This window comes from Bradyrhizobium sp. SZCCHNR1043 (assembly GCF_032489675.1).
Classification (GTDB): Bacteria; Pseudomonadota; Alphaproteobacteria; order Rhizobiales; family Xanthobacteraceae; genus Bradyrhizobium.
This window is the reverse complement of record NZ_JAUEYN010000002.1, coordinates 317,129-338,392: the sequence shown is the minus strand read 5'-3', so window position 1 is coordinate 338,392 and position 21,264 is coordinate 317,129. Positions and strand designations below refer to the sequence as shown.

Here is a 21,264-nt window from a genome sequence, read left to right as displayed (position 1 = left end):
ATGACCCGGCATGGAGCCGCGCTGAAGGTCGAGAATTGCGGCAAGACCTTTGCCGACGGGACCTGCGCGCTCGCGCGCGCCACGCTCGACATCGCGCAGAGCGAGACGCTGGTGCTGTTGGGGCCGTCCGGCTGCGGCAAGACCACGTTGCTGCGGATCGTGGCCGGGCTCGAAACACCCGATGCGGGCGGGCGCGTGCTTTTCGACGGCAAGGATCTGACGAGGCAGCCGATCGAGAAACGCAATGTCGGCATGGTGTTTCAATCCTACGCGCTGTTCCCCAACATGACCGTCGCTGACAATATCGGCTACGGGCTCAAGATCCGCGGCGTGCCCAAGCCGGAGCGCGCCGCGCGGGTCGCCGAGCTGGTCGCGCTGACCAACCTCGCCGGCCTCGAAGATCGGCGCATCGATCAGCTCTCGGGCGGTCAGCGCCAGCGCGTCGCGCTCGCGCGCGCGGTCGCCATCCGGCCGAGCGTGCTGCTGCTCGACGAGCCGCTCACAGCCTTGGACGCAGCGCTCCGCGAGCGGTTGCGCGGCGAGCTCAACGGCCTGTTGCGTACGCTCGGCATCACCGCAATCTACGTCACGCATGACCAGGCCGAAGCCATGGAGCTCGGCGACCGCATCGTCGTCATGCGCAAGGGCGCCATCGCCCAGGTCGGGACGCCGCGCGAGATCTATTTCACGCCCGCCGACCGCTTCGTCGCGGAGTTCGTCGGCGCGGCCAACATCATCGAGGCTCAGGTCGACTGCGCTCACCTCGTTCTGCCCGGAGGGAGACAGCCGATCGCTGAGCCCGGCTCGCGCAGCAAGGCGGTGGCGATGGTTCGGCCGGAAACGATCGGCATCGTCGACGCGGCGGCATCGTGCCTGACCGGCCTCGTCGACAGCGTCCGCTTCGCCGGTGATCGCCAGCGGATCATCGTCCGCGACGCCGCCGCCGTTCCACTGACGGTGGACGCACCGAATACGATCAGGGTCAGCGCGGGTGAGCGGATCGGCCTGTCGATTGAGCCGAGCGCCATTCGTCTGCTGCCGGAGCAAGGCGGATCAGCATGACTAGGCGTCCCGTCACCATCGCACAGATTTCCGATCTGCACATCAAGGCGCCCGGCCGGCTCGCCTACCGCCGGGTCGATACGGCGCGTGCGCTGGCCCGTAGCATCGCGGAACTCAACCGGTTCGAGCCGAAGCTCGATCTGGTGGTGATCTCGGGCGATCTCGCCGATACGCCGTCGCCGGCCGAGTACGATCATCTCAAGGATCTTCTCGGCGAACTCGAGATTCCATTCGCCGCCGTGCCCGGCAATCACGATTCACGCGAGCTGATGCGCGCGGCGTTTCCGGGCACTCTCCATGGTGGACCTACCGGTCCGCTGAACCGGCATGTGGCGTTGGCCGATCTCGATCTGCTTCTGCTCGATTCCAGCGTGCCCGGCCATCCGCATGGCGAGCTCGATGAGGCGAGTCTCCAATGGCTCGACGCCGCGCTGTCCGCCTCCAGCGAAAAGCCGGCCTTGCTGTTTCTGCATCATCCGCCGTTCGCCACTGGCATCTGGCACATGGACCGGCAGAACCTGCGCAACGCCGACGATCTCGCGGCCATCCTCACGCGCCATCCGCGGGTGCAACTGATCGGATGCGGTCACGTCCACCGCGCGGCACTGACCCGGTTTGCCGGCATTCCCTGTGCGATTTGCCCGGCACCGAACCATGCCGTCGCTCTCGACCTGGCCGAGCTTCGACCCCCATCCTTCCGGATCGAGCCGCCGGCCTTTCACCTTCATGCCTGGTTTCCAGGACCGGGATTCGGAACGGTCGTCACGCATCAGGTGCCGATCGGGGATTTCGACGGGCCGCATCCGTTCTTCAATCAAGACGGCACGCTCATCGACTGAGCGCGCAAGGACGCGACAAAGCCATGGATGTCTGGTCTAGCTCTCGACCTCGAACGTCACGCGCTCCGCGGCGAAGCGCGAGCGCTTGCTGACGAGCGGCGTCGCATCGGCATCGATGTCGGTGCTGTCGACGACTAGCACCGGGCGCCCAATCGCGAGGTCGAGCCGTGCGGCGTCGCTTGCGTCGGCGATGGCTGCCGTGATCCTGGTCGTGCCGCGGCGATAGTCGCGAATGCCGTAATGCGCGAGCAGCGCCGTCATCGAGCGGACCGACGCGAAGATGTGACCGGCCTCGGGAAATCGCTCGGACGACAGCCAGGACGTGCTGACGCAGATCGGGGTCTTGTCGGCAAGACGCAGTGCCTCGATTCGGACCAGCGGAGCACCCGTCTTCAATCGCAGCTCGCGCGCGAGTTCGCGCGTTGCGGGCTCTTCGGACGCTGCGATCAACTGCCCACGAGGCTCACGCCCGCCGGCGCCCACGATCTCGGAGAACCTGGTTCGCGATCTCAGCGGATATGACAGACGAGGCGCTTCGACATAGGTGCCGCTGCCGCGCTCGGCGCGCACGAGGCCGCGCTGCGCCAAGGTCGCGAGCGCGCGCCGTACCGTATGACGGTTGACGCGGTAGGTTTCGGCGATCTCGGTCTCGCCGGGCAGGCGCGTGCCGGCGGCGAAGCGGCCGTCGGCGATGTCGCGCTCGATGCCGTCGGCCACCCGCCGCCACAGCGCCACGCCCGAATCGGCGCCCTGCATGCTCATCGCGGCTCCCCGCTGTCCGGCCTCGAAATCACGTCCATGTCATCAAACAGTCATGGCGCTTCGATACGAAGTTGTCTATTAACATAGACAACTTCGTATCGGCAAGATCGGGATGAAGATGGACGGCGAGACGGCGATGCAGGACCGGCGCAGGGCGGTGATGCGGGTATTGGCGCATGCCTCGCATGCGGACATCCGCGCCAGGCTCGATGGCCTCGCGCTGCCTGAGCATCGCGACCTGCGCCCGGCGGAGAATGGCCTCGTGATGCTGCGGGGCCGGATCGGCGGTGATGGAGCGCCGTTCAATGTCGGCGAGGCGACGGTGTCGCGCGCCGCGGTACGGCTGGAGAGCGGCGAGGTCGGGTTCGGCTATGTGCTCGGACGCGACGCCGCCAAGGCGCGTCTGATGGCGCTGTGTGACGCGATGATCCAGTCACCAAGCCACACGCGATCGATCGAGACGCAGGTGGTTGCGCCGCTGCAGGCGCAGATGCGCACTTCGCGCGAGCACCGCGCAGAGGAGGCTGCGGCCACGCGTGTCGATTTCTATACGATGGTGCGAGGAGAAGGCTGATGGCTGCCGCCGCTTCCGATCTGCAGCCTGGTTTCGCCGACAATGTCCTGTCCGCGCAATCGACCTTCCGTACCGTCATGGAGGCCATGGCGCGTCCGGGAAATGTGCGGCAGGTCGAGGTCAATGTCGGCCGGCCCTCGTCCATGATGCCTGGTGCTGCCGCGATCGCGTTGACGCTGTTCGATCATGATACGCCGATCTGGCTCGATGCGCCGCTCGCCGGCACGCCCGAGGTCGGCGCCTGGCTCAAGTTTCACACCGGGGCGCCGATCGTCGCCAATGCCGCGCTCGCCTGCTTTGCAGTGGCGGCGGACCCCGAAGCGCTGCCTGATTTGAATTCATTCGCGCTCGGCAGTGCTGAGTACCCCGATCGCTCGACGACGCTGATCCTGCAGGTGCCGAGCTTGTCCGGAGGGCCGGCGTTCAAGCTGCGCGGTCCGGGCATCGACGGGACGACATTGTTCCGTGCAACGGTCGCGCCCGCCGACCTGTTCGAGCGGCTGTCGATCAATGAGAAGCTGTTTCCGCGTGGTGTCGATGTGGTGCTCGTCGATGGCTCGTCCATCGTCGCCATCCCGCGGACGACCCGACTCGTTTCCGCAGGAGAGTAAGGCATGTATGTCGCCGTGAAAGGTGGCGAGCGCGCCATCGAGAACGCGCACCGGCTGCTGGCGCATGAGCGCCGGGGTGATCGCGACGTGCCGGAGCTGTCGCTGGCGCAGATCTCCGAGCAGTTGGGGCTTGCCGTCGATCGCGTGATGAGCGAAGGCTCGCTGTACGACCGCGAGCTCGCGGCGCTCGCAATCAAGCAGGCGCGTGGCGATCTGATCGAGGCGATCTTCCTGGTGCGCGCCTTCCGCGCGACCTTGCCGCGCTTCGGCGCAAGCGAGCCGGTCGACACCGGCGCGATGCGGGTGCAGCGGCGCGTCTCCTCGACCTTCAAGGACATTCCGGGCGGCCAGGTGCTCGGGCCGACCTTCGACTATACGCATCGGCTGCTCGATCCGCAGTTGGCGGCCGGCGCCGAGCCGGAGCCGCCGGCCCGTGCCGAGGCGCCGAATGCGCCGACGCCACGTGTCACCGACATTCTCGGCCAGGACGGCTTGATCGAGCCGTCGCCGCAAGCCGAGGTTGGCGCGCCGGTCGGCGATCTCACCCGTGATCCCCTGAGCTTTCCCGCCGATCGTGATCTGCGGTTGCAGAATCTCGCACGCGGTGACGAGGGGTTTCTGCTCGCGCTCGGCTACTCGACCCAGCGCGGCTATGGCCGCAACCATCCCTTTGCCGGCGAAATCCGCTTCGGCGAAGTCGAGGTCGAGTTCTTGGCCGAGGAGATCGGCTTTGCGGTGCCGCTCGGATCGGTCGAGCTGACCGAATGCCAGATGGTGAACCAGTTCAAGGGGGCGGCCACCGAGCCGCCGTGCTTCACGCGCGGTTACGGTCTCGCCTTCGGGCAGAGCGAGCGCAAGACGATGTCGATGGCCCTCGTCGACCGAGCCTTGCGCGCGCGCGAGCTGGGCGAGGATATGGTTGCACCGGCGCAGGATGAGGAGTTCGTGATGTCGCACTCCGACAATGTGCAGGCGACCGGGTTCGTCGAGCATCTGAAGCTGCCGCACTATGTCGACTTCCAGTCCGAGCTCGGCCTGCTGCGCAAGCTGCGCCTGGAATTCGCCGAGGCCAATGCCGCTCCTGAATTGAAGGAAGCTGCGGAATGAACGCGCCGACGTACAACTTCGCTTATCTCGACGAGCAGACCAAGCGGATGATCCGCCGCGCAATCCTGAAGGCGATCGCGATTCCCGGCTATCAGGTGCCGTTCGCGAGCCGCGAGATGCCGATGCCCTATGGCTGGGGCACCGGCGGCGTACAGGTCACCGCCGCCATTCTCGGTCCCGACGACGTGCTCAAGGTCATCGACCAGGGCTCGGACGATACGACAAATGCGATCTCGATTCGCAAGTTCTTTGCCAAGACCGCGGGCGTCGCGACCACGACGTCGACGGAAGAGGCGAGCGTGATTCAGACCCGTCACCGAATTCCCGAGGCGCCGCTTCACGAGGGGCAGGTGCTGGTTTATCAGGTGCCGATCCCGGAGCCGCTGCGCTTTCTCGAGCCGCGCGAGACCGAGACCCGCCGCATGCATGCTCTGGCCGAGTATGGCCTGATGCACGTCAAGCTCTATGAGGACATCGCACGTTTCGGTCACATCGCGACGTCCTACGCCTATCCGGTCAAGGTCAATGCGCGGTATGTGATGGATCCGTCGCCGACGCCGAAGTTCGACAATCCCAAGATGGACAATTGCCCGGCGCTGCAATTGTTCGGCGCGGGACGCGAGAAGCGAATCTATGCCATTCCGCCGTTTACATCGGTCGTCTCTCTGGACTTTGAGGACCATCCGTTCACGCGCTACAAGTTCGACGCGCCCTGCGCGCTGTGCGGCGCGGAGCATTCCTATCTGGACGAGATCGTGACCGACGACAAGGGCAGCCGCATGTTCGTGTGCTCCGATACCGACTACTGCGAGGGCCGCCAGGCGTCCGGACATCGTGGCGCGCAGAGCGCCGCTCCACACAAGGAGGGCGCCCATGGCTGAGATGATCAGCGCCTCCGATCAGCCGCTGCTCGTCGCCGAGGGGCTTGCAAAGAGCTACGGCCGGTTGGCGGCATGCCGCGACGTCTCCTTCGTGCTCTATCCCGGCGAGGTGCTCGCCATTGTCGGCGAGTCCGGCTCGGGCAAATCGACACTCTTGCAGATGTTGTCGGCGCAACTGGCGCCGACGGCTGGCCGCGTGTCCTATCGGATGCGTGACGGGGTGCTGCGCGATCTTGCCGGGCTCGGGGAGGCCGAACGCCGTTTTCTGTTCCGCACCGATTGGGGCTATGTCCATCAGGACCCGGCGCAAGGCCTGCGCATGGCGGTTTCGGCGGGCGCCAATGTCGGCGAGCGGCTGATGGCGGTCGGCTGGAATAACTATGGCCGGATCAGGCAGACCGCCTCGTCATGGCTCGCGCGCGTGGAGATCGACGTCGCCCGCATCGACGATGCGCCGCGGACCTATTCCGGCGGCATGCGGCAGCGGCTGCAGATCGCGCGCAATCTGGTGACCGAGCCCAGGCTGGTGTTCATGGACGAGCCGACCGGAGGACTCGACGTCTCCGTGCAGGCGCGCCTGCTCGATCTGATGCGCAGCCTCGTCAACGAGCTTGGCCTCGCCGCCATCGTCGTGACCCACGATCTGGCCGTGGCGCGGTTGCTGTCTCATCGTGTGATGGTCATGAAGGAGGGGCGGGTGATCGAGACCGGTCTCACCGACCAGGTGCTCGATGATCCGCGCGAGCCTTACACGCAGCTCCTCGTGTCCTCGATCCTGCCGCCATGATGCAATTGGGCCCAATGCGATGACCGTGATGATCGATGTCGAGAATGCAGAGAAGACCTTCACCATGCATCTGCAGGGCGGCATACCGCTGCCCGTGGTGCGCGGCGTGTCGTTCCAGGTCAAGGCCGGCGAATGCGTCGTGTTGTCGGGACCGTCGGGCGCGGGCAAGTCGTCGATCCTGAAGATGATCTTCGGCAATTACCGTTGCGATGGCGGCCGCATCGGCGTCCGGCACCAGGGCGAGATGACCAATCTCGCCGGCGCCGAGCCGCGCCTGGTCCTGAATGCGAGGCGGCAGACCATCGGCTATGTCAGCCAGTTCCTGCGCGCGGTGCCGCGCGTCCCTGCACTCGATGTCGTTGCCGAACCGCTGCTCGCGGCCGGCCTGCCGCGCGACGATGCGCGGGTGCGGGCAGGTGGGCTGCTGCGACGGCTGAACATTCCCGAGCGGCTGTGGTCGCTGCCGCCATCGACCTTCTCGGGCGGCGAGCAGCAGCGGGTCAACATCGCACGCGGCTTCATCTCCGAAGTTCCGGTGCTGTTGCTCGACGAGCCGACCGCGTCGCTCGATGCGGCGAACCGCGCGGTCGTGGTCGACCTGATCGCAGCGAAGAAGAAGGACGGAGTGGCGATGCTCGCGATCGTGCATGATGACGAGATCCGCGCCCAGATTGCGGATCGCATAGTCGACGTCATGACATTCGCCGCGGCGGCGTAAAGGGACAAATTGCAGATGAGCGCGAACATGTCCGATCTCGTGATAGGAAATGCCAGGCTGGTCCTCGCCGACCGCGTCGTCGAGCAGGGCTGGGTGGCGATCGCGGGAGGCCGGATCGCCGAACTGGGCGAGGGGGCAGCGCCGGTTGGCAGCCTGGATGCCGGCGGCGACCTGTTGATGCCCGGCCTGGTCGAACTGCACACCGATCACCTCGAAGCGCATTTCGTGCCGCGCCCGAAAGTCTACTGGGATCCCGTTGCTGCCGTCATTTCCTATGACGGGCAGCTTGCGACCGCGGGCATCACGACGGTGCTGGATTCGCTGCGGGTGTGGAGCGAAGAGGGCGCCGAGGGCGTCGACGGCCAGGCCAATGTGCTCGCGGATGCGATCGCGACGGCGCGCGACGGCGGGCTGCTGCGGTCCGATCACTTCCTGCATCTGCGCTGCGAGGTGCCGATGCCGACCGTGGTCGAGGAGGCGCGGCAACTGGCGGGGCGTCCGGATGTGCGGCTGATGTCGCTGATGGATCATACGCCCGGGCAGCGCCAGTTTCGCGACGAAGGCAAGCTGCGCGACTACTATCGCGGCAAGAGCGGCGGCAAGACCGATGCGGAGCTCGACGTGATGTTTGCACGCCGCTTCGCCTATCAGCAGGCCTATGCGGCGCCGAACATGCGCGACATCGTTGCGCTGGCGAAGACCCATGACGTGCCCCTGGCCAGTCATGACGACACCACCGAGGAGAACGTCGCGGACGCGATCAAGGACGGCATCGCGGTCGCGGAGTTTCCGACCACGATGGAAGCCGCGCGGGGCCTTCACCAGGCGGGCATCAGCATTCTGATGGGCGCTCCCAACGTCGTGCGCGGCGGGTCTCACTCCGGCAACATCGCCGCCGTGGACCTCGCGCGCGAGGGCCTGCTCGACATTCTGTCGTCGGACTACGTACCGTCGAGCCTGCTGATGGGCGCGCTGCAATTGCCGCAGCGGGTGCCTTCCATCGATCTTGCCGCAGCCGTCCGCACCGTCACCAAGGCGCCCGCCGATGCCGTCGGCCTGCATGATCGCGGTGAGATCGCCGCAGGCAAGCGTGCGGACTTGATCCGTGTTCATGTCGCGGGCCAGTTGTCGGTCGTGCGCAGCGTCTGGCGGGAAGGACAGCGGGTGGCATGAGCGGAACCGAGGTTGCATCGGCGAAGACATCCGAGAAGCTCGGTCCCGGCCGCCTGATCCTGGTGGTCGGGCCGAGCGGCGCGGGCAAGGACACCTTGCTCAACGTGGCGCGCCGCGAATGCGCCAGCGATGACCGGATCGTTTTTCCGCGGCGGATCGTCACGCGCGAGGCCTCGGCTTTCGAGGATAATCTCGAGATGAGCGCGTCCGCTTTTCGTGAGGCGCTCAGCGCCGGTGAGTTCGCGCTGCATTGGGAGGCCCACGGACATGACTACGGCGTGCCGCGCGCGATCAAGAATGACATCCTGGCCGGCCGCATCGTGGTCGTGAACGTCTCGAGAACGATCATTCCCGCCGCGCGCCGGGACTATGCCGACGTCATCGTCGTCGCCATCACCGCGCCTGCGGATGTTCTCGCCGAACGGCTCGGCAAGCGGCACCGTCCGAGCGACGGCGACATCGGCGAGCGCCTTCACCGCGCGGTGAGCGAAGACGCCGTGGCGGACATAACGATCGTCAATGTCGGCGATCCCGAGCCGCACGGTCGCAGGCTTGCGGAAATCATCAAGCGGCCGATTGACGCAGAACCGATCGGCTCCAAGGGAGGACGCGGCCATGTCGGTCATCACCACGATTGAGCAGCTCGAGGCGATCTATGGCGAGACGGGGCTCGCATCGACGGCGAAGGTGGCAGATCGCGTGACGCCGCACTACCGGATCATGATCGAGAAGTCGCCGTTCGTGGCGCTCGCGACCTGCGGTCCTGAAGGTCTCGACTGTTCGCCCCGCGGCGATCTTCCCGGCTTCATCCGTATCCACGATGACAAGACCCTGATGATGCCGGATCGCCGCGGCAACAATCGCGTGGATTCCCTGCGCAATATCGTGCGTGATCCGCGGATCGCGCTGCTGTTCCTGATTCCGGGATCGGGCAATACGCTGCGTGTGAACGGGCATGGTCACCTGTCGACCGCTCCCGATCTGTTGGAGTCGTTCCGGATGGAAGGCAAGCTGCCGCGCTCCGTCCTGGTCATGATGGTGGAAGAGATCTACTTCCAATGCGCCCGCGCGATCGTTCGTGCCGATCTCTGGAACCCGGACAAGCGGGTCGACCCGCAGCAACTGCCGACGCCGGGACAGATTCTTGCGGCGATGACGGCCAACGATATCGACGGCGCGGCGTACGATCGCGAGTGGCCCGAGCGCGCGCGGAAATCCTTGTGGTGAATTCGGCGGGCGGCTCTTCGAAAAGGGAAGGCCGGGCTCCGAAAGATCAGGCTGCGACGTCGAGCAGGCGTGAGGATCCTCTGATGAGAACCTTGCGCCCGGCGACGGTGAGCGTCGCGGCGCCATTGTCGATTGCGACGAGTCCAAATGCAGTGAGCTCGTCGACAATCACGCCGTTCAGCCTGCGGCGTTCACGCGCGGGAATGCGAAGCGCCTTCAGCGTCTCCCATTGGTCCGGCGTGAGCTCGTGTTCGATTTCCGCGTTCATGCTGCCTCGAATGTTGACGTCCCGCACCCGTCTTAGAAAGTCCGCGTGACGAAGATGCGACCTTCATGCATCCGTACTGATACGGTTCACGTCATTACGCTCGAACCCGCCCGCGATTAATTCAAATTTGAATGATCGCGAATGTGGTGCTGCATTGCAGCTCGCTGTGTTGGTAGCGGTGAACGATCGTCCGTCGTTAACAGATAATTAAGCCATGTGGGCAGCGCACAACGGTAACGCCGCTGTCACATCGGTGTGTCAAACGGCGCCATCGTCCTGCTCGAATCGGCCGGCGCATGTTTGAAACGAAACACGTTGAATGGCTGACCTGACCGACGTTTCGCCGCTGCAGTCGAACCGCAGAATCTGGTTGCGCAGCCTGGGCGGACTGGCCCTGAGCCTCTCGATTGCGGCTGTGGCCGTGTATGTTCTGGCACGCGCCGTCAAGAAGCTCGACTTCGCTCATGTTCTGTCGATCGTCGAGGCCACGGACCTTCATCTGATCGCGATGGCGCTGGCGTTCATCGTCCTCTCCTACGCCAGCCTCACGCTCTACGACCTGTTCGCGTTGCGGACGATTGGCCGGCGGGACATTCCCTATCGCGCGGCCGCGCTCGGCAGCTTCACGAGCTACCCGATTGCGCACGGCATCGGCGCGGTCGCGTTGATCTCACCGCTGGTTCGATATCGGATCTACGCGCCGTACCGGCTCGGTGCGATCGACATCGCCAATATCAGCTTCCTCACCGGACTGACCTTCTGGCTCGGAAATCTCACCGCGCTCGGCCTGAGCTTGATGATCGATCCGGACGCCTTCGGCTGGGTGGAGTATTGGCCGCCGGCGCTCAACCGTCTCGTTGCCGCGGCACTGCTTTGCGCCGTTGCCGCCTTCGTCGTGTGGAGCTGGCCGGGGCGGCGAAGCGTCCGCTGGCCCGTGCGACTGCCGTCCGGGCCCGCTGTGCTGCTGCAGATCCTGGCCGGGCTGGTCGAGCTCAGCACCGCGGCGCTGGCAATGTACGTCCTCATGCCGGCGGAACTCGGCATCGATCTCGCGCGGTTGATGGTGGTCTTCATTGCCGCGACCTTGCTTGGATTTGCCAGCCATGCCCCGGCCGGCATCGGCCTGTTCGATGCAACGATCCTGCTGGGCCTGGGCGGCGATCAGGAGCGGCTGCTCGCGGCGCTGCTGATCTTCCGTGCGCTCTATCACCTGCTGCCGTTCGTGCTCGCCCTCGCCGTGTTCGGCAGCGTGGAGCTGTCGCGATCCTGCCGGAGGTCGTCGCCCGTGTCAGACCGGCGAGTTCAGCTTCAGCCCGATCATGCCGGTGATGATCAGCGTGAGGCAGAACAGCCGCGTCGGATCCGCCGGCTCGCTGTAGAGGATCATGCCGGCGAGGATGCTCCCGGCCGCGCCGATCCCGGTCCATACGGCATAGGCGGTGCCAAACGGCAGTGAGCGCAGCGCGAGCGACATCATCGCGAAGCTGAGCAGAATGGCGATCACGGTGGCGACGCTGGGCCAGAAGCGCGTCAAGCCGTCGGAATGCTTCAGGCCGAGCGCCCAGATGATCTCGAGAGCTCCAGCCGCGAACAGAGCAAGCCAGCCGTTCATGAGGGCCGTGCACCCAACGGCGTGACATCGCCCACGGATCCGAGGCCGGCCTCGCGAAGCCGCGGATCGCCTGCACCCAGCAGTCCGGCCATTTCGTCATCTCCGCGCCGGTCGAACCTGCCGTCCATCTGCATGGTTTGCGCGACGCGCATATGACAGCTGCGAGCGCCACGCAGTCATCGGCGTGCGTCGGGTCTATCTCTCCTCCATCATCGTGAATACGAATCCCGTCAGCGTCGCGCCGACAGCAAAGGACAGCGTCAACACACCGACGAAGATCACGAACGTCACGTGCGGATCGAGACTATGGGCGATCAGAGTCGAGATGCCGAACGCATCCAGTTGGGTCAGCGCGAAGGCGAAGCCGAGCCCCATGGCGATGCCCATGAAGGTGTGGCAGGCCAACTCGATCAGGATGGCCAGATAGATCGCTGCGCTGCGTCGTTTGGGCGGCATGGGGCTCGGACTCCACGCTATGGCCCATGAACGCTGGAACGGCAAACGTTGTTCCTGTGCCGGCTGGCAAAGCCGATTGCCAAACCGAGCCGACAGCGGCTACGGATGACCGAGGTTCGGCCGCGGAAGAACAAGGGCTCGAACGGCCCGCAAGGGTGCCGGCGCGGCCGGGCGGCGCGGCGTCGCGCAATCCGACAGGGAGGATGACAACCCATGACGAACGCCATTCGTTTCCACAAGACCGGCGGTCCCGAGGTCCTCGCTTGGGAGCAGATCGAGGTCGGCAAGCCCGGCCCCGGCGAGGCGCGCATCCGCCATACGGCGGTCGGGCTCAACTTCATCGACATCTACAATCGCTCCGGGCTCTATCCGGTCCAGCTTCCGAGCGGACTGGGCAGCGAGGGCGCCGGTGTGATCGAGGAGCTGGGCGAAGGGGTGACGGACCTGAAGGTGGGCGACCGCGTCGCCTACGGCTCGTCGCCGCTCGGCGCCTATTCAGAGGCGCGGCTGATGCCGGCCGCGCTGCTGCTGAAGCTGCCCGATGACATCGATGACAAGACCGCCGCGGCGATGATGCTCAAAGGCCTGACCGCCCAGTACCTGATCCGGCAGACCTACCGCGTCAAGGCGGGCGAGACCATCCTGCTGCATGCCGCTGCCGGCGGCGTCGGCCTCATCCTCAGCCAGTGGGCCAAGCACCTCGGTGCCACCGTCATCGGCACCGTATCCAGCGATGACAAGGCGCAGCTGGCCAGGGCGCGTGGCTGCGAGCATACCATCATCTATACGCGCGAGGACTTCGTCGCGCGCGTCGGCGAGATCACCGGCGGCAAGAAGGTGCCTGTCGTCTATGACTCCGTCGGCAAGGACACGTTCCTGAAGTCGCTCGATTGCCTCGCGCCGCTCGGCTACGCCGTGCTGTTTGGCCAGTCCTCGGGCGCCGTCGATCCGCTCAATCTCGGGCTGCTCGCCCAAAAGGGCTCGCTGTTCGTGACCCGGCCGACGCTGTTCACCTACGCGGCCAAGCGTGAAAGCCTGGTCGCGATGGCCAACGAATTGTTCGACGTGGTCAAGTCGGGCGCGGTGAAGATCGAGGTCAATCAGACCTATCCGCTCAAGGACGCGGCCCGGGCACACGCCGATCTCGTGGCGCGCAAGACGACCGGCTCGACCGTCTTTCTGGTTTGACTTGGTTTGAGGCATCCGTCCGAGGTGAGCCTGTTGCAGACGCAGGCTCACCCGTTTCGTTGGCGCGGCGTGCGACACGGGCCGGCGCAGTCCGGTCAAACCTGCTCGTGCTTGCGCAGATCGCGAAGGTGATCGAACTGGACCGCCTGCAGGTCGGCGTCCCGCCCATCGATCTCGGGCAGGGCGGCTTCGGACATGATATCGGCCGTGACGTCCGCAACCGACCGGTCGACGATCTCGTGGATGAAGCTGACGTTCGAATATTCCCCCGACGCGATACGCGCAACGACGTCGCGCCGGGTCATTTCAGGATCGACCACGGCCTCGCGTCCGCGCCGGCCGTAGTCGATCATCACGACGAAATACTGCATGGAGCGCCGGTTCGCCTTCGGCTGACTGTGATGCTCCATTATTTCTTTAAATCAGAATTTTGTCAAGGCTGATTCGGTCCACCCTTGCCTCACCGACTCCATCCTCCGCCTGCGCGGCCGTGACCACACCGGCATCAGCACAGAGATAGTCCAGGCGATGTGACATGGCGTGCGGAAGCATGTTCCTGCACGCCATGAGGACCGCGTGATCGCCCATCACTGCACGTTGAACGTCGCGCCGGGACATTCGGTGGTCACGCTGATCGGGATCCCCTGCGCCGCCGCCGCGGTCGGCTTCGGCTTCGCAACCACCTTCCAGCGGCCGGGCTTGTTCAGCCAATATCTGTGCCTCGATGTCGCAATGCGGCGCTCGGTATAGGTCGTGCCCTTCCAGATCAAGGGGCCCTTCGGCTTCGGTGCCGCGACCTCATGCCACGGTCCGAACTCGCCGAAGTCCATGAACCACAGATGCCATTCGAGCTTCTGATATTCATGGTGGGACGCGACCACCTCGACGATGGGGCGGCCGTTCAGCCACGACACCTCGTCCTCGAGTGGCTTGATCTGCTGGCAACGGGTATGCAACGGCTCCTGAACGCGAAGCAGATCGTCTCGCTGGCTTTGCGTGAGCATCGCCGAGGTGACGGGCAGTCCCACGTTCGGATCATCGGCCGGATATGAGCAGATCGGCACCGTCGGCGGCCCCTGGCCCGTCCAGGGATTGTTGCTGCAATAGACTCGCCTGGTCACCGACGAAATGCCGGTGGTCGCCGTTTCCTCCGCCTTTCCGGTTTCCCGGTCCCAGACACCGCTGAACGTTGTCTTTTGATTCGGCGGACAGGCCACTGTCTTGTGGGCCGTCCACCAGTGCGAAACCTCGAATTCATAGTACGAGTAGCGCGGTTCCGGATACAGCACGGCTCTGACGCTGGTCAGCGCGTGGTGCGCTTCGCACGCCGTCCCATAGGTATCCAGCCAGCACACGAGGTGGAAGTTTTCGTTCGGCCAGCATCCCGCACGCGCCGACGACGTGAAGCCGAGTGCGGCGATCACCAAGGTAAAGGCAAGAAGATATCTCCGCATGGCGTTTCCCATGATGGCGTTTCCCCATGTCCCGCCTGTGCAGCCACAGGTTGACGATGAGTTTGCTCCGGCGCGGCGCCTGGTCCTTGATCGGGATCAATCCGCTTGCGCGACGTCCTCAACGTCGGCCGGACGTCGGCGATGACGCGACGGCGCCGCTGGCGGGCGCGTGTATCGTCGGGGCGGGTCACCGCTTGGAGCCGAGATAGCGGAAGACCAGCCTGTCCCACCGCCGCCTCCGAATGCCGACTGCTACGTCCATGGCGATGAGCTGCGGGTCGAGGACTGATCCGGGCGCCGGGCGCGGCTGGTGGCAAGGCGTCATGCCCGTCGGGCAAATCAGGGTCGATGCGCCCGCACGATGGTCCGTTCATGGCATTCGATCGCCTGCAGACGATGTGTGCGGAAACGCTTGTTTTGGGCGAGGCTTCAACGCATTGCCCCGGTCTGGCCCGCCGGGCCGAAAAATTCTTCTTTCTCTTTTTCAGAATTCATGATTGTCTACGCGCATCCCGCCTCATGAAGAGGGGCGTATCGCGGTCGTCACGACACGTGGAGGCGGGGAGTGATGGGCGAGCCGGTTTGCAGCGTGGTCATTCGCGCAGACGAACAACACCGGCTCGTACGGTCAAGTCGCGTGGTCCTGATACTCCGATGCCGGTATCAAGCCTGCGCCGGCGCTGACAGCGCCGCGTGGGTGACGGTGACCAACAAGCCCGGCGCACCGGGGAGAACGCGAAGCAGCCGTGAAAACCATCGCGCAGGGAGGGCCGGATCGTTCCGGCTGGACCTGTGGTACCTGCCGCCTGCATTTTTTGAGCAGGCGGGCCACGGGCCTCAGTCGAGGTCCGGCCTTCCCTGCCCCCTCTCGTTTGAAGAGGGTGAGACCACTGTATCACTCGGACGCCTGGGGCGCCGCGAGGCTATGGACGCACATCCCCATATGTCGCTCAGAATTGTTGATCACGACGGCGCAACAGGCGCGGTGCCCACCCTTCCCTGGAGGGGGCCTGGAGGGGGGATGGAGGGGGAGCGCCTCGGCGTCCCCCGCATCCGGTCTCGAGTCTTACTTGTTCGCCGCGCGGGCGCGCGACTTGGCGGCCGCCTTGGCGCGGATCCGCGAGATCTGGCCGCGCGGCAGGGTGACGAAGATCTCGCCGATCCAATCCAGCTTGACGCCGACGATCGGCTTGGCGTTGAAGCTCTTCAAATTGACCACGGACGGCGATTTGCCGCGCTCGATCGTCTTCAGGTAGCGCTCGCCGGACTTGAGGCGCACCACCGCCTCCTCGCCGTAGAAGCTCGACAGCGGGTGGCGCTGCTCGCGGTAGACCACGATCACGTCGCCATTCTCATATTTCGGCAGCATCGAATCACCGGAGACCTCGAAGGCGATGGTCTCCTCGGAGATCGGGAAGGGCAGGGCGACCTCGCCGAGGCCCTCGACCGGCACCTGCTCGTAATCCGGCTCGATCACCGAGCCGGCGCCGACCCGTCCCATGACGGGGACCGAATTGAGCTCGAGATACTCCGTAATGAGCGGAATCTCGGCCGCCTTGATCAGGCGCTGGCCGCCGAGGATCTCGGAGACCGCCCCCGGCCGCACGCCCATGGCGCGGGCCAACCCTCCTTTCGTCTTTCCTGGCTTCTCGAGTGCACGCTCGATCATGGCGACGTCCAACATGGCTTTGACCTCTTTTGCGAATCTCGGAAGGGATTATATGTTTCGAATAATCAGAACTCAAGCTTGACTTTTTGTTCGGAATATCGGAAGATTTGGCCGTCGGGTGAGCCGGCGGGTCCGGCGGCCCCGACCCAGAAGGAAGAGCGAGAATGCAATCCACCGATTGGCCAGACCAACATTCCAAAATGCTGTGCGAGCTTCATGCCCAGGGGCGGTCCTATGCCGAGATCGCGCGCGCCCTCAATGCGCAGTTCGGAACCGCCTATACGCGGAACGCGACGCTTGGCCGCGGCAAGCGGATCGGGCTGGTGGCGCCGGGCGGGCCGAAAGCCGCTCGATCCGAGCCCCGGCCGATGTCCGCGGCGACCCGAACCCGGCGGCGAAGCCCGGACGCGGCGGCGTGGCCGATGCCGTCCCCGCCGAAGCCTGCCGCGCCGGTCAGGCTGCGCTGCGTCGGCCTCAGCCCGCGCCTGCTGTCCCTCGACCAGCTCGAACGCAACGATTGCCGCTACCCCTATGGAGGCGACCGGGACGACGATCCCATCACCTTCTGCGGTCATCCGCGCCAGCCCGGCTCCTGCTACTGCACGCCGCATTACCATCTCACGCGGCTTCCGCCCGAGGAGACCGCCGTGCGCTCCGCCGGCCCTTTGATCCTGCGGCTGGTCGCCGCCGCGTAGAGCGCGGCAAACCCGACCCGAACTGACCCCATCCATTTTCCGGAGACGAGACATGGCGCGCCCCAGACGCAGCAAGCCCCATCGCATGTCCAAGACCCACGACCGGAGAGGTCACGACCTGCCGCGAAATGCAGACGTGATTCCCGTAGAGATCGACGATCCGCTGGCGCTTGAGCCCGGCGATAAGATCGTCGCGTTGCGATCGGTCCGCAGCGACCCGCTCGGCCGGCTGCACGCGCACAAACAGCTGGATGACGCCCAATACCGGGCCGGACGGGCGTTCCAGAATGATTGGGAGCGGGCCGAGCGGGGCCCGCAGGCGATCGATCCCTCGCGCGAGCACGTCGACGGCGCCCGTGGGCGCGAGCCGGTCACCGAAGGCCAGAGGCAGGCGGTGCTGCGGCTCAACCGCGCCGAGCGCGAGCTCGGCGCCGACGGGGGGGCGATCACCCATGACGTGCTGGTGCACGGCCTGACCATGGAGCAGGTCGGACACAAGCGGGGGCTCGCCAGCCAGCGCTGGAATGATTATTTCGCCCGGCGCTTCAAGGAGTGCCTGGACCGGCTGGCCGTGGTCTACGGGTTTTCCACCGACAGGATCGCCAGGAAATGCGATGGGGCCGTGCGATCGGGCCGTCGGGGCGAGAGCTAACGGCCGGCACGACCGGCGCTCGTACCGTCGTCGACGGGGTACGAGCGCCGGTCGGACAATCGTTTTCCCTCAGGGATGCGGCGTCACGACATAAGTGGTGCTGTAGGGCTCGACGCGCAGCGAGGCATGCGACAGCAAACCGATCTTGGCCGAAGGCGTCATCTGCAGCTCGCCGTTCGGGCCGCGATGAACGTTGTACTGCCAGGCCGCGAGGTCGCCTTTCTGCGCCAGTGCGCGCGCAACGGCGCTGGCATCGCTGCCGCCGATCGTCGCCAACTCGTCGCTATTGAGACCGATGACGATCTCGTCCTTGACGGTCACCACCTTGAACAGCGAGGTCGCGCTGTCGCCGGCCTTCGCCATCGAGGCAGCGAGCGACAGTGTGGCGACGGCGATGAAGATCGGGCGTGTCAGTCTGGAAGGCATGAGGACTCCTGTTGCCGATGGCATGATGGACGGCGTCGGTGTGCAGCCATTGGTTCCCGACGGGCGGCCATCGGTTCGCAGAAATCGATGCGGCGGTGGGTTGAACCAGGGGGCGTGACGTCGCGTCTAAGCGCGATTGCGGGATGCGTACGTGCCGCCTGATGGCCGGGTTGGTCCTGAGTTGACACAGGTCAAGCTGCGCGCCCGGGCATGTTGTATCTGGGAACGAGTGAAGTGAAGGGTGATGCCATGTTCAGCGGGAAATATCGATCTCCTTCGGCCGGTGGAAAAATCGCGATTGCGGCCGTCGCGGCCATCGCCGCGGTGGCGAGCGCGCCGGCGCCAGCCCATGCGGGGGCGGCGGGTCCGGCCAACAAGAGGGCGGTCGCGACGGCGACAGCCGGCGATTTGACCGATCTCAGCGCTCGCCGGCGCTATCGCCGCGTCTACAGGGGCAATCCAGCCGCCGGCTTGGCCATCATGGGTGCAATGATCGGCACCATCGGCGCAATCGCCGCGCATCAGCACGACGACTACTATTACTATGGGCCCGGCTATTATCCCGGACCCGGCTATTACGGGCCGCCGCGGGTGTACTACGCACCGCGGCCATACTATGTTCGCCCGTATTACGGCCCGCCCGGTTACTACTACAGTCCGTACTGACGTGACGCGGCGCTCCGTCCATGTTGCGGTGTCGGCTCAGAAGCCGCCGGCGCTGAAACGGAGCGGCTGCACGACGTCGTACGCCGCCTTGCTGATCGGGACCGCATAGTCGATCGTGAGCGGTCCGAATGGCGATGCCCAGGTCATGCCGACGCCGACCGAGGAGCGCAGCACGTTCCTGTTCGCCACCTGGACATTCTGGGTCGGGCCGCGATAGCCGAACACGGTTCCTGCGTCGACGAAGGCCGATGCACGCAGGCCGTATTCCTGCGGCAATCCAGGAATGTTGCCCTGCAGCTCCGCCGTGGTCGCCCAAAACAGGCTGCCGCCGACATTGTCCATCGTCGATCCCGGCGTCAGATCGCGCGGCCCAAAGCCGCCCGGCGCGAAGCCGCGCACCATGGTGGGACCGCCGAAGAAGCTGTTGAGCAGCGGCGCCTGCTGGCCGCCCCATCCGGTGATATAGCCGCCTTGCGCGCGCACCATGCCGGTCAGGTCGCTGTTGATCGATCGATAATAGCGGACGTCGCCCGTGGTCCGCAAAAAGCGAACGTCGCCGCCGAGGCCGGCGAGATCCTGCGTCAACTGTGAGCGAATGCCGCTGGTCGGCGTCTTGTTGTTGTCGAGGGTGCTGTAGGTGACGGTATTGCCGAGCGAGGACACCGTCTGCCGTCCGGCCGCGACCGCTTGGCGGACCGGCAGGGACACCGCCGCCGGCGAGATCCCCGGCGCGAGCACCACCCTTTGGTCGTAGAGCGAATAGCGCCACAGCATGGCAGTCTGCTCGCTGACCGGCATGCCCAGGGTGAGGGCACCGCCATAGGTGTTGCTGCCGAACGATTGGAATGTGCTGACCATGCTCTGTCGCGCAAACAGCTCCATGCCGGGTGTCGTTCGACCGAGGGCGTAGGGCGAGGTGAAGGACAGGCTGGCGCCGCGCGCGAACTGGCCGTAGGTGAAGGTGGCCTGCGCAGTGTTGCCGGTGCCGAGCACGTTGCGGTCACCGATCTTCACCTCGGCGAGCAATCCGTCCGTGGACGAATAGCCGCCCGAGACGTTGAAGTCGCCGGTCGCCTGATCGACTGCCTCGACATCCAGCACCACGCGATCCCTGGCCGAGCCCGGCCGCGTCGAGATCTTGACGGTCTTGAAGTAGTTGAGGTTGCGCAGGCGACGTTCGGCGCGGTCGATCAGCGTCCTGTTGTAGGCATCGCCTTCGCTGACGTCGAACTCGCGCCGGATCACGTCGTCGTGCGTGCGCGTGTTGCCGTGGATCTCGATGCGCTCGACATAGCTGCGTCGTCCCTGCTCGATCTGGAAGGTGACGTCGGCCAGCCGATCCTGCGCATGCCGATTGATCCTGGGCTCGACCTGCGCAAACGGAAAGCCGAGCTTGCCAAGTTCAGCCGCCAGGACTTCGGAGGTCTTGTCGATCTTGCTCTGGTCGAACGTGTCGCCCTGCTGCGTCAGCAACAATGTGCGCAGGCGGTCGCAGGCCAGCCCCTGCACGTTGCAGGAGACGTCGACTGCGGCGAATTTATAGAGTCCGCCTTCCTCGATCGCAAAGGTGAGGTTGTAGCCGCTATTTGCCGCGTCATAGTCGACGCTCACATTGGAAACCTCGGCATCGGCGTAGCCGTGGTTACGATAATATTGTCGCAGCAGCTCGCGGTCCTCGTTGACGCGATCTGCGTCGTAGACGTTGCCGCCGGTCACGAAGCTCAGCACGTTGGTGGCCGAGGTCTTGATCACCGCGTGCAATTGTCGGGCGCCATAGGCGCGATTGCCTGTGAAGTTGATCGCCCTGACCGGCGTCTTCTTGCCTTCGGTGATGGTGAAGACGAGATCGACGCGGTCGTTGCCGCGATCGATGATCTCCGGGACGACGCGGATGTCGTCGCGTCCAGCGCGATGGTACGTCTGGATGATGCGGGCGACGTCGCCCTGGACGGTTGCGCGCTGCAGGCCGGCTCGCGGCTTTGATAGCACCGCGCCCGTGAGCTCCGCATCCTTCACCTTCTTGTTACCTTCGAAGGCGACGCGATCGAGCACTTTTGCTTCCGAGACGCGGACCACGGTCCGTCCGTCGGCGCGGCTGATCTTCACGTCGTCGAACAGCCCGGTCGCAACCAGCGCCTTCAGGCCGGCGTCGAGCGCGGCGGCGTCGTAGCGCCCGTTGGCGTCAGTGTGGAAATAGGATCGCACGGTGTCGGCATCGACGCGCCGATTGCCCTGTACTGCAAGGGCTTCGGCCGCCACTGCCGACGGCGCGGACGTCACCACCAACAGCGTCGCAACGATCAACGCGACATGTCGCGATCTGCTGTCTCCACGGTGACGGCTGTCTCGGGCGGTCAACATGCGCGCATCTGCCTGCTCGTCATGCCGGGATGCAAGAGCCGGTGGGCGGCCAAATCATGTCGAAGCCGTGGAGACT

The 21,264-nt window shown here is 65.4% G+C and carries 24 protein-coding genes; 15 read left to right on the top strand and 9 right to left on the bottom strand.

Annotation, left to right across the window (positions count from 1 at the left end):
* Together QX039_RS04115 and QX039_RS04110 are read left to right on the top strand one after the other, a co-directional pair.
* On the top strand, positions 1–1,062 hold the full coding sequence (locus QX039_RS04115) for an ABC transporter ATP-binding protein (protein ID WP_315741008.1): 1,062 nt from the start codon (positions 1–3) through the stop codon (positions 1,060–1,062).
* Positions 1,059–1,901 (top strand): phosphodiesterase, encoded by an 843-nt coding sequence (locus QX039_RS04110; RefSeq protein WP_315741009.1) that lies wholly within the window; start codon positions 1,059–1,061, stop codon positions 1,899–1,901. Before QX039_RS04115 ends, QX039_RS04110 begins: the two co-directional genes overlap by 4 nt.
* Before the next feature lie 36 nt (positions 1,902–1,937).
* Here QX039_RS04110 and phnF read toward each other — a convergent pair whose 3' ends face one another.
* Positions 1,938–2,663 carry a phosphonate metabolism transcriptional regulator PhnF gene (gene phnF, locus QX039_RS04105; protein WP_315741010.1) on the bottom strand — a complete coding sequence of 242 codons (726 nt, stop codon included), beginning with the start codon at positions 2,661–2,663 and terminating at the stop codon, positions 1,938–1,940.
* Between the two features lie 118 nt (positions 2,664–2,781).
* On the opposite strand from phnF, the gene phnG reads away from it, so the two are divergent.
* Genes phnG through QX039_RS04060 form a run of 9 tightly spaced genes read left to right on the top strand, consistent with a single transcriptional unit; the run spans position 2,782 to position 9,741 of the window.
* Positions 2,782–3,237 (top strand): phosphonate C-P lyase system protein PhnG, encoded by a 456-nt coding sequence (gene phnG / locus QX039_RS04100; RefSeq protein WP_315741028.1) that lies wholly within the window; start codon positions 2,782–2,784, stop codon positions 3,235–3,237.
* Entirely contained in the window at positions 3,237–3,848 is a 612-nt protein-coding gene (gene phnH / locus QX039_RS04095) for a phosphonate C-P lyase system protein PhnH (RefSeq protein ID WP_315741011.1), read from the top strand. Before phnG ends, phnH begins: the two co-directional genes overlap by 1 nt.
* Positions 3,849–3,851: 3 nt before the next feature.
* Positions 3,852–4,955 carry a carbon-phosphorus lyase complex subunit PhnI gene (locus QX039_RS04090; RefSeq protein WP_315771533.1) on the top strand — a complete coding sequence of 368 codons (1,104 nt, stop codon included), beginning with the start codon at positions 3,852–3,854 and terminating at the stop codon, positions 4,953–4,955.
* Positions 4,952–5,836, top strand: coding sequence for an alpha-D-ribose 1-methylphosphonate 5-phosphate C-P-lyase PhnJ (locus QX039_RS04085; protein WP_315771531.1), 885 nt, complete (start codon positions 4,952–4,954; stop codon positions 5,834–5,836). Before QX039_RS04090 ends, QX039_RS04085 begins: the two co-directional genes overlap by 4 nt.
* Complete coding sequence (phnK, locus tag QX039_RS04080; protein WP_315771529.1) at positions 5,829–6,623, top strand: phosphonate C-P lyase system protein PhnK; 795 nt, start codon at positions 5,829–5,831, stop codon at positions 6,621–6,623. Before QX039_RS04085 ends, phnK begins: the two co-directional genes overlap by 8 nt.
* A gap of 19 nt (positions 6,624–6,642) precedes the next feature.
* On the top strand, positions 6,643–7,341 hold the full coding sequence (phnL, locus tag QX039_RS04075) for a phosphonate C-P lyase system protein PhnL (RefSeq protein WP_315771527.1): 699 nt from the start codon (positions 6,643–6,645) through the stop codon (positions 7,339–7,341).
* A 15-nt stretch (positions 7,342–7,356) separates the two neighbouring features.
* The gene (locus QX039_RS04070; protein WP_315756178.1) at positions 7,357–8,514 is read left to right on the top strand and encodes an alpha-D-ribose 1-methylphosphonate 5-triphosphate diphosphatase; all 1,158 of its coding nucleotides are present in this window, start codon (positions 7,357–7,359) and stop codon (positions 8,512–8,514) included.
* Positions 8,511–9,152: a phosphonate metabolism protein/1,5-bisphosphokinase (PRPP-forming) PhnN gene (phnN, locus tag QX039_RS04065; RefSeq protein ID WP_315771525.1), complete on the top strand. Its 642-nt coding sequence runs from the start codon at positions 8,511–8,513 to the stop codon at positions 9,150–9,152. The genes QX039_RS04070 and phnN overlap by 4 nt, the downstream gene beginning before the upstream one ends.
* Positions 9,130–9,741 (top strand): pyridoxamine 5'-phosphate oxidase family protein, encoded by a 612-nt coding sequence (locus QX039_RS04060; RefSeq protein WP_315771523.1) that lies wholly within the window; start codon positions 9,130–9,132, stop codon positions 9,739–9,741. Before phnN ends, QX039_RS04060 begins: the two co-directional genes overlap by 23 nt.
* A gap of 46 nt (positions 9,742–9,787) precedes the next feature.
* Here the strand turns inward: QX039_RS04060 and QX039_RS04055 are convergent, their stop codons facing one another.
* From QX039_RS04055 to QX039_RS04045, 3 genes are all read right to left on the bottom strand, one after another.
* Entirely contained in the window at positions 9,788–10,009 is a 222-nt protein-coding gene (locus tag QX039_RS04055) for a hypothetical protein (RefSeq protein ID WP_315741029.1), read from the bottom strand.
* Positions 10,010–11,297: 1,288 nt separating this feature from the next.
* Positions 11,298–11,621 (bottom strand): multidrug efflux SMR transporter, encoded by a 324-nt coding sequence (locus QX039_RS04050; RefSeq protein WP_315741019.1) that lies wholly within the window; start codon positions 11,619–11,621, stop codon positions 11,298–11,300.
* 195 nt (positions 11,622–11,816) lie between these two features.
* Entirely contained in the window at positions 11,817–12,077 is a 261-nt protein-coding gene (locus tag QX039_RS04045) for a hypothetical protein (RefSeq protein WP_315756174.1), read from the bottom strand.
* Between the two features lie 213 nt (positions 12,078–12,290).
* Between QX039_RS04045 and QX039_RS04040 the strand changes: the two genes are divergently transcribed.
* Positions 12,291–13,265: a quinone oxidoreductase gene (locus tag QX039_RS04040; RefSeq protein ID WP_315771521.1), complete on the top strand. Its 975-nt coding sequence runs from the start codon at positions 12,291–12,293 to the stop codon at positions 13,263–13,265.
* A gap of 95 nt (positions 13,266–13,360) precedes the next feature.
* On the opposite strand, the gene QX039_RS04035 is transcribed toward QX039_RS04040, so the two are convergent.
* The 3 genes from QX039_RS04035 to QX039_RS04025 all read right to left on the bottom strand — a co-directional run bounded on the left by QX039_RS04035 (position 13,361) and on the right by QX039_RS04025 (position 16,403).
* A complete protein-coding gene (locus QX039_RS04035; protein ID WP_315741022.1) occupies positions 13,361–13,636 on the bottom strand; it encodes a hypothetical protein in 276 nt (91 codons plus the stop codon).
* Between the two features lie 216 nt (positions 13,637–13,852).
* Positions 13,853–14,719: a hypothetical protein gene (locus QX039_RS04030; protein ID WP_315713006.1), complete on the bottom strand. Its 867-nt coding sequence runs from the start codon at positions 14,717–14,719 to the stop codon at positions 13,853–13,855.
* Positions 14,720–15,785: 1,066 nt separating this feature from the next.
* Positions 15,786–16,403: a helix-turn-helix transcriptional regulator gene (locus tag QX039_RS04025; protein WP_315739119.1), complete on the bottom strand. Its 618-nt coding sequence runs from the start codon at positions 16,401–16,403 to the stop codon at positions 15,786–15,788.
* Between the two features lie 149 nt (positions 16,404–16,552).
* Here QX039_RS04025 and QX039_RS04020 point away from each other — a divergent pair, with 149 nt between their 5' ends.
* Positions 16,553–17,083 (top strand): GcrA family cell cycle regulator, encoded by a 531-nt coding sequence (locus QX039_RS04020; RefSeq protein WP_315771519.1) that lies wholly within the window; start codon positions 16,553–16,555, stop codon positions 17,081–17,083.
* Positions 17,084–17,135: 52 nt separating this feature from the next.
* Positions 17,136–17,735 (top strand): DUF6456 domain-containing protein, encoded by a 600-nt coding sequence (locus tag QX039_RS04015; RefSeq protein ID WP_315771517.1) that lies wholly within the window; start codon positions 17,136–17,138, stop codon positions 17,733–17,735.
* 69 nt (positions 17,736–17,804) lie between these two features.
* Here the strand turns inward: QX039_RS04015 and QX039_RS04010 are convergent, their stop codons facing one another.
* A complete protein-coding gene (locus tag QX039_RS04010) occupies positions 17,805–18,161 on the bottom strand; it encodes a hypothetical protein (RefSeq protein WP_315739114.1) in 357 nt (118 codons plus the stop codon).
* A 249-nt stretch (positions 18,162–18,410) separates the two neighbouring features.
* On the opposite strand from QX039_RS04010, the gene QX039_RS04005 reads away from it, so the two are divergent.
* Entirely contained in the window at positions 18,411–18,827 is a 417-nt protein-coding gene (locus tag QX039_RS04005; protein WP_315739112.1) for a hypothetical protein, read from the top strand.
* A gap of 36 nt (positions 18,828–18,863) precedes the next feature.
* Here QX039_RS04005 and bamA read toward each other — a convergent pair whose 3' ends face one another.
* Complete coding sequence (bamA, locus tag QX039_RS04000) at positions 18,864–21,188, bottom strand: outer membrane protein assembly factor BamA (RefSeq protein WP_315739111.1); 2,325 nt, start codon at positions 21,186–21,188, stop codon at positions 18,864–18,866.
* Positions 21,189–21,264 lie beyond the last annotated feature (76 nt).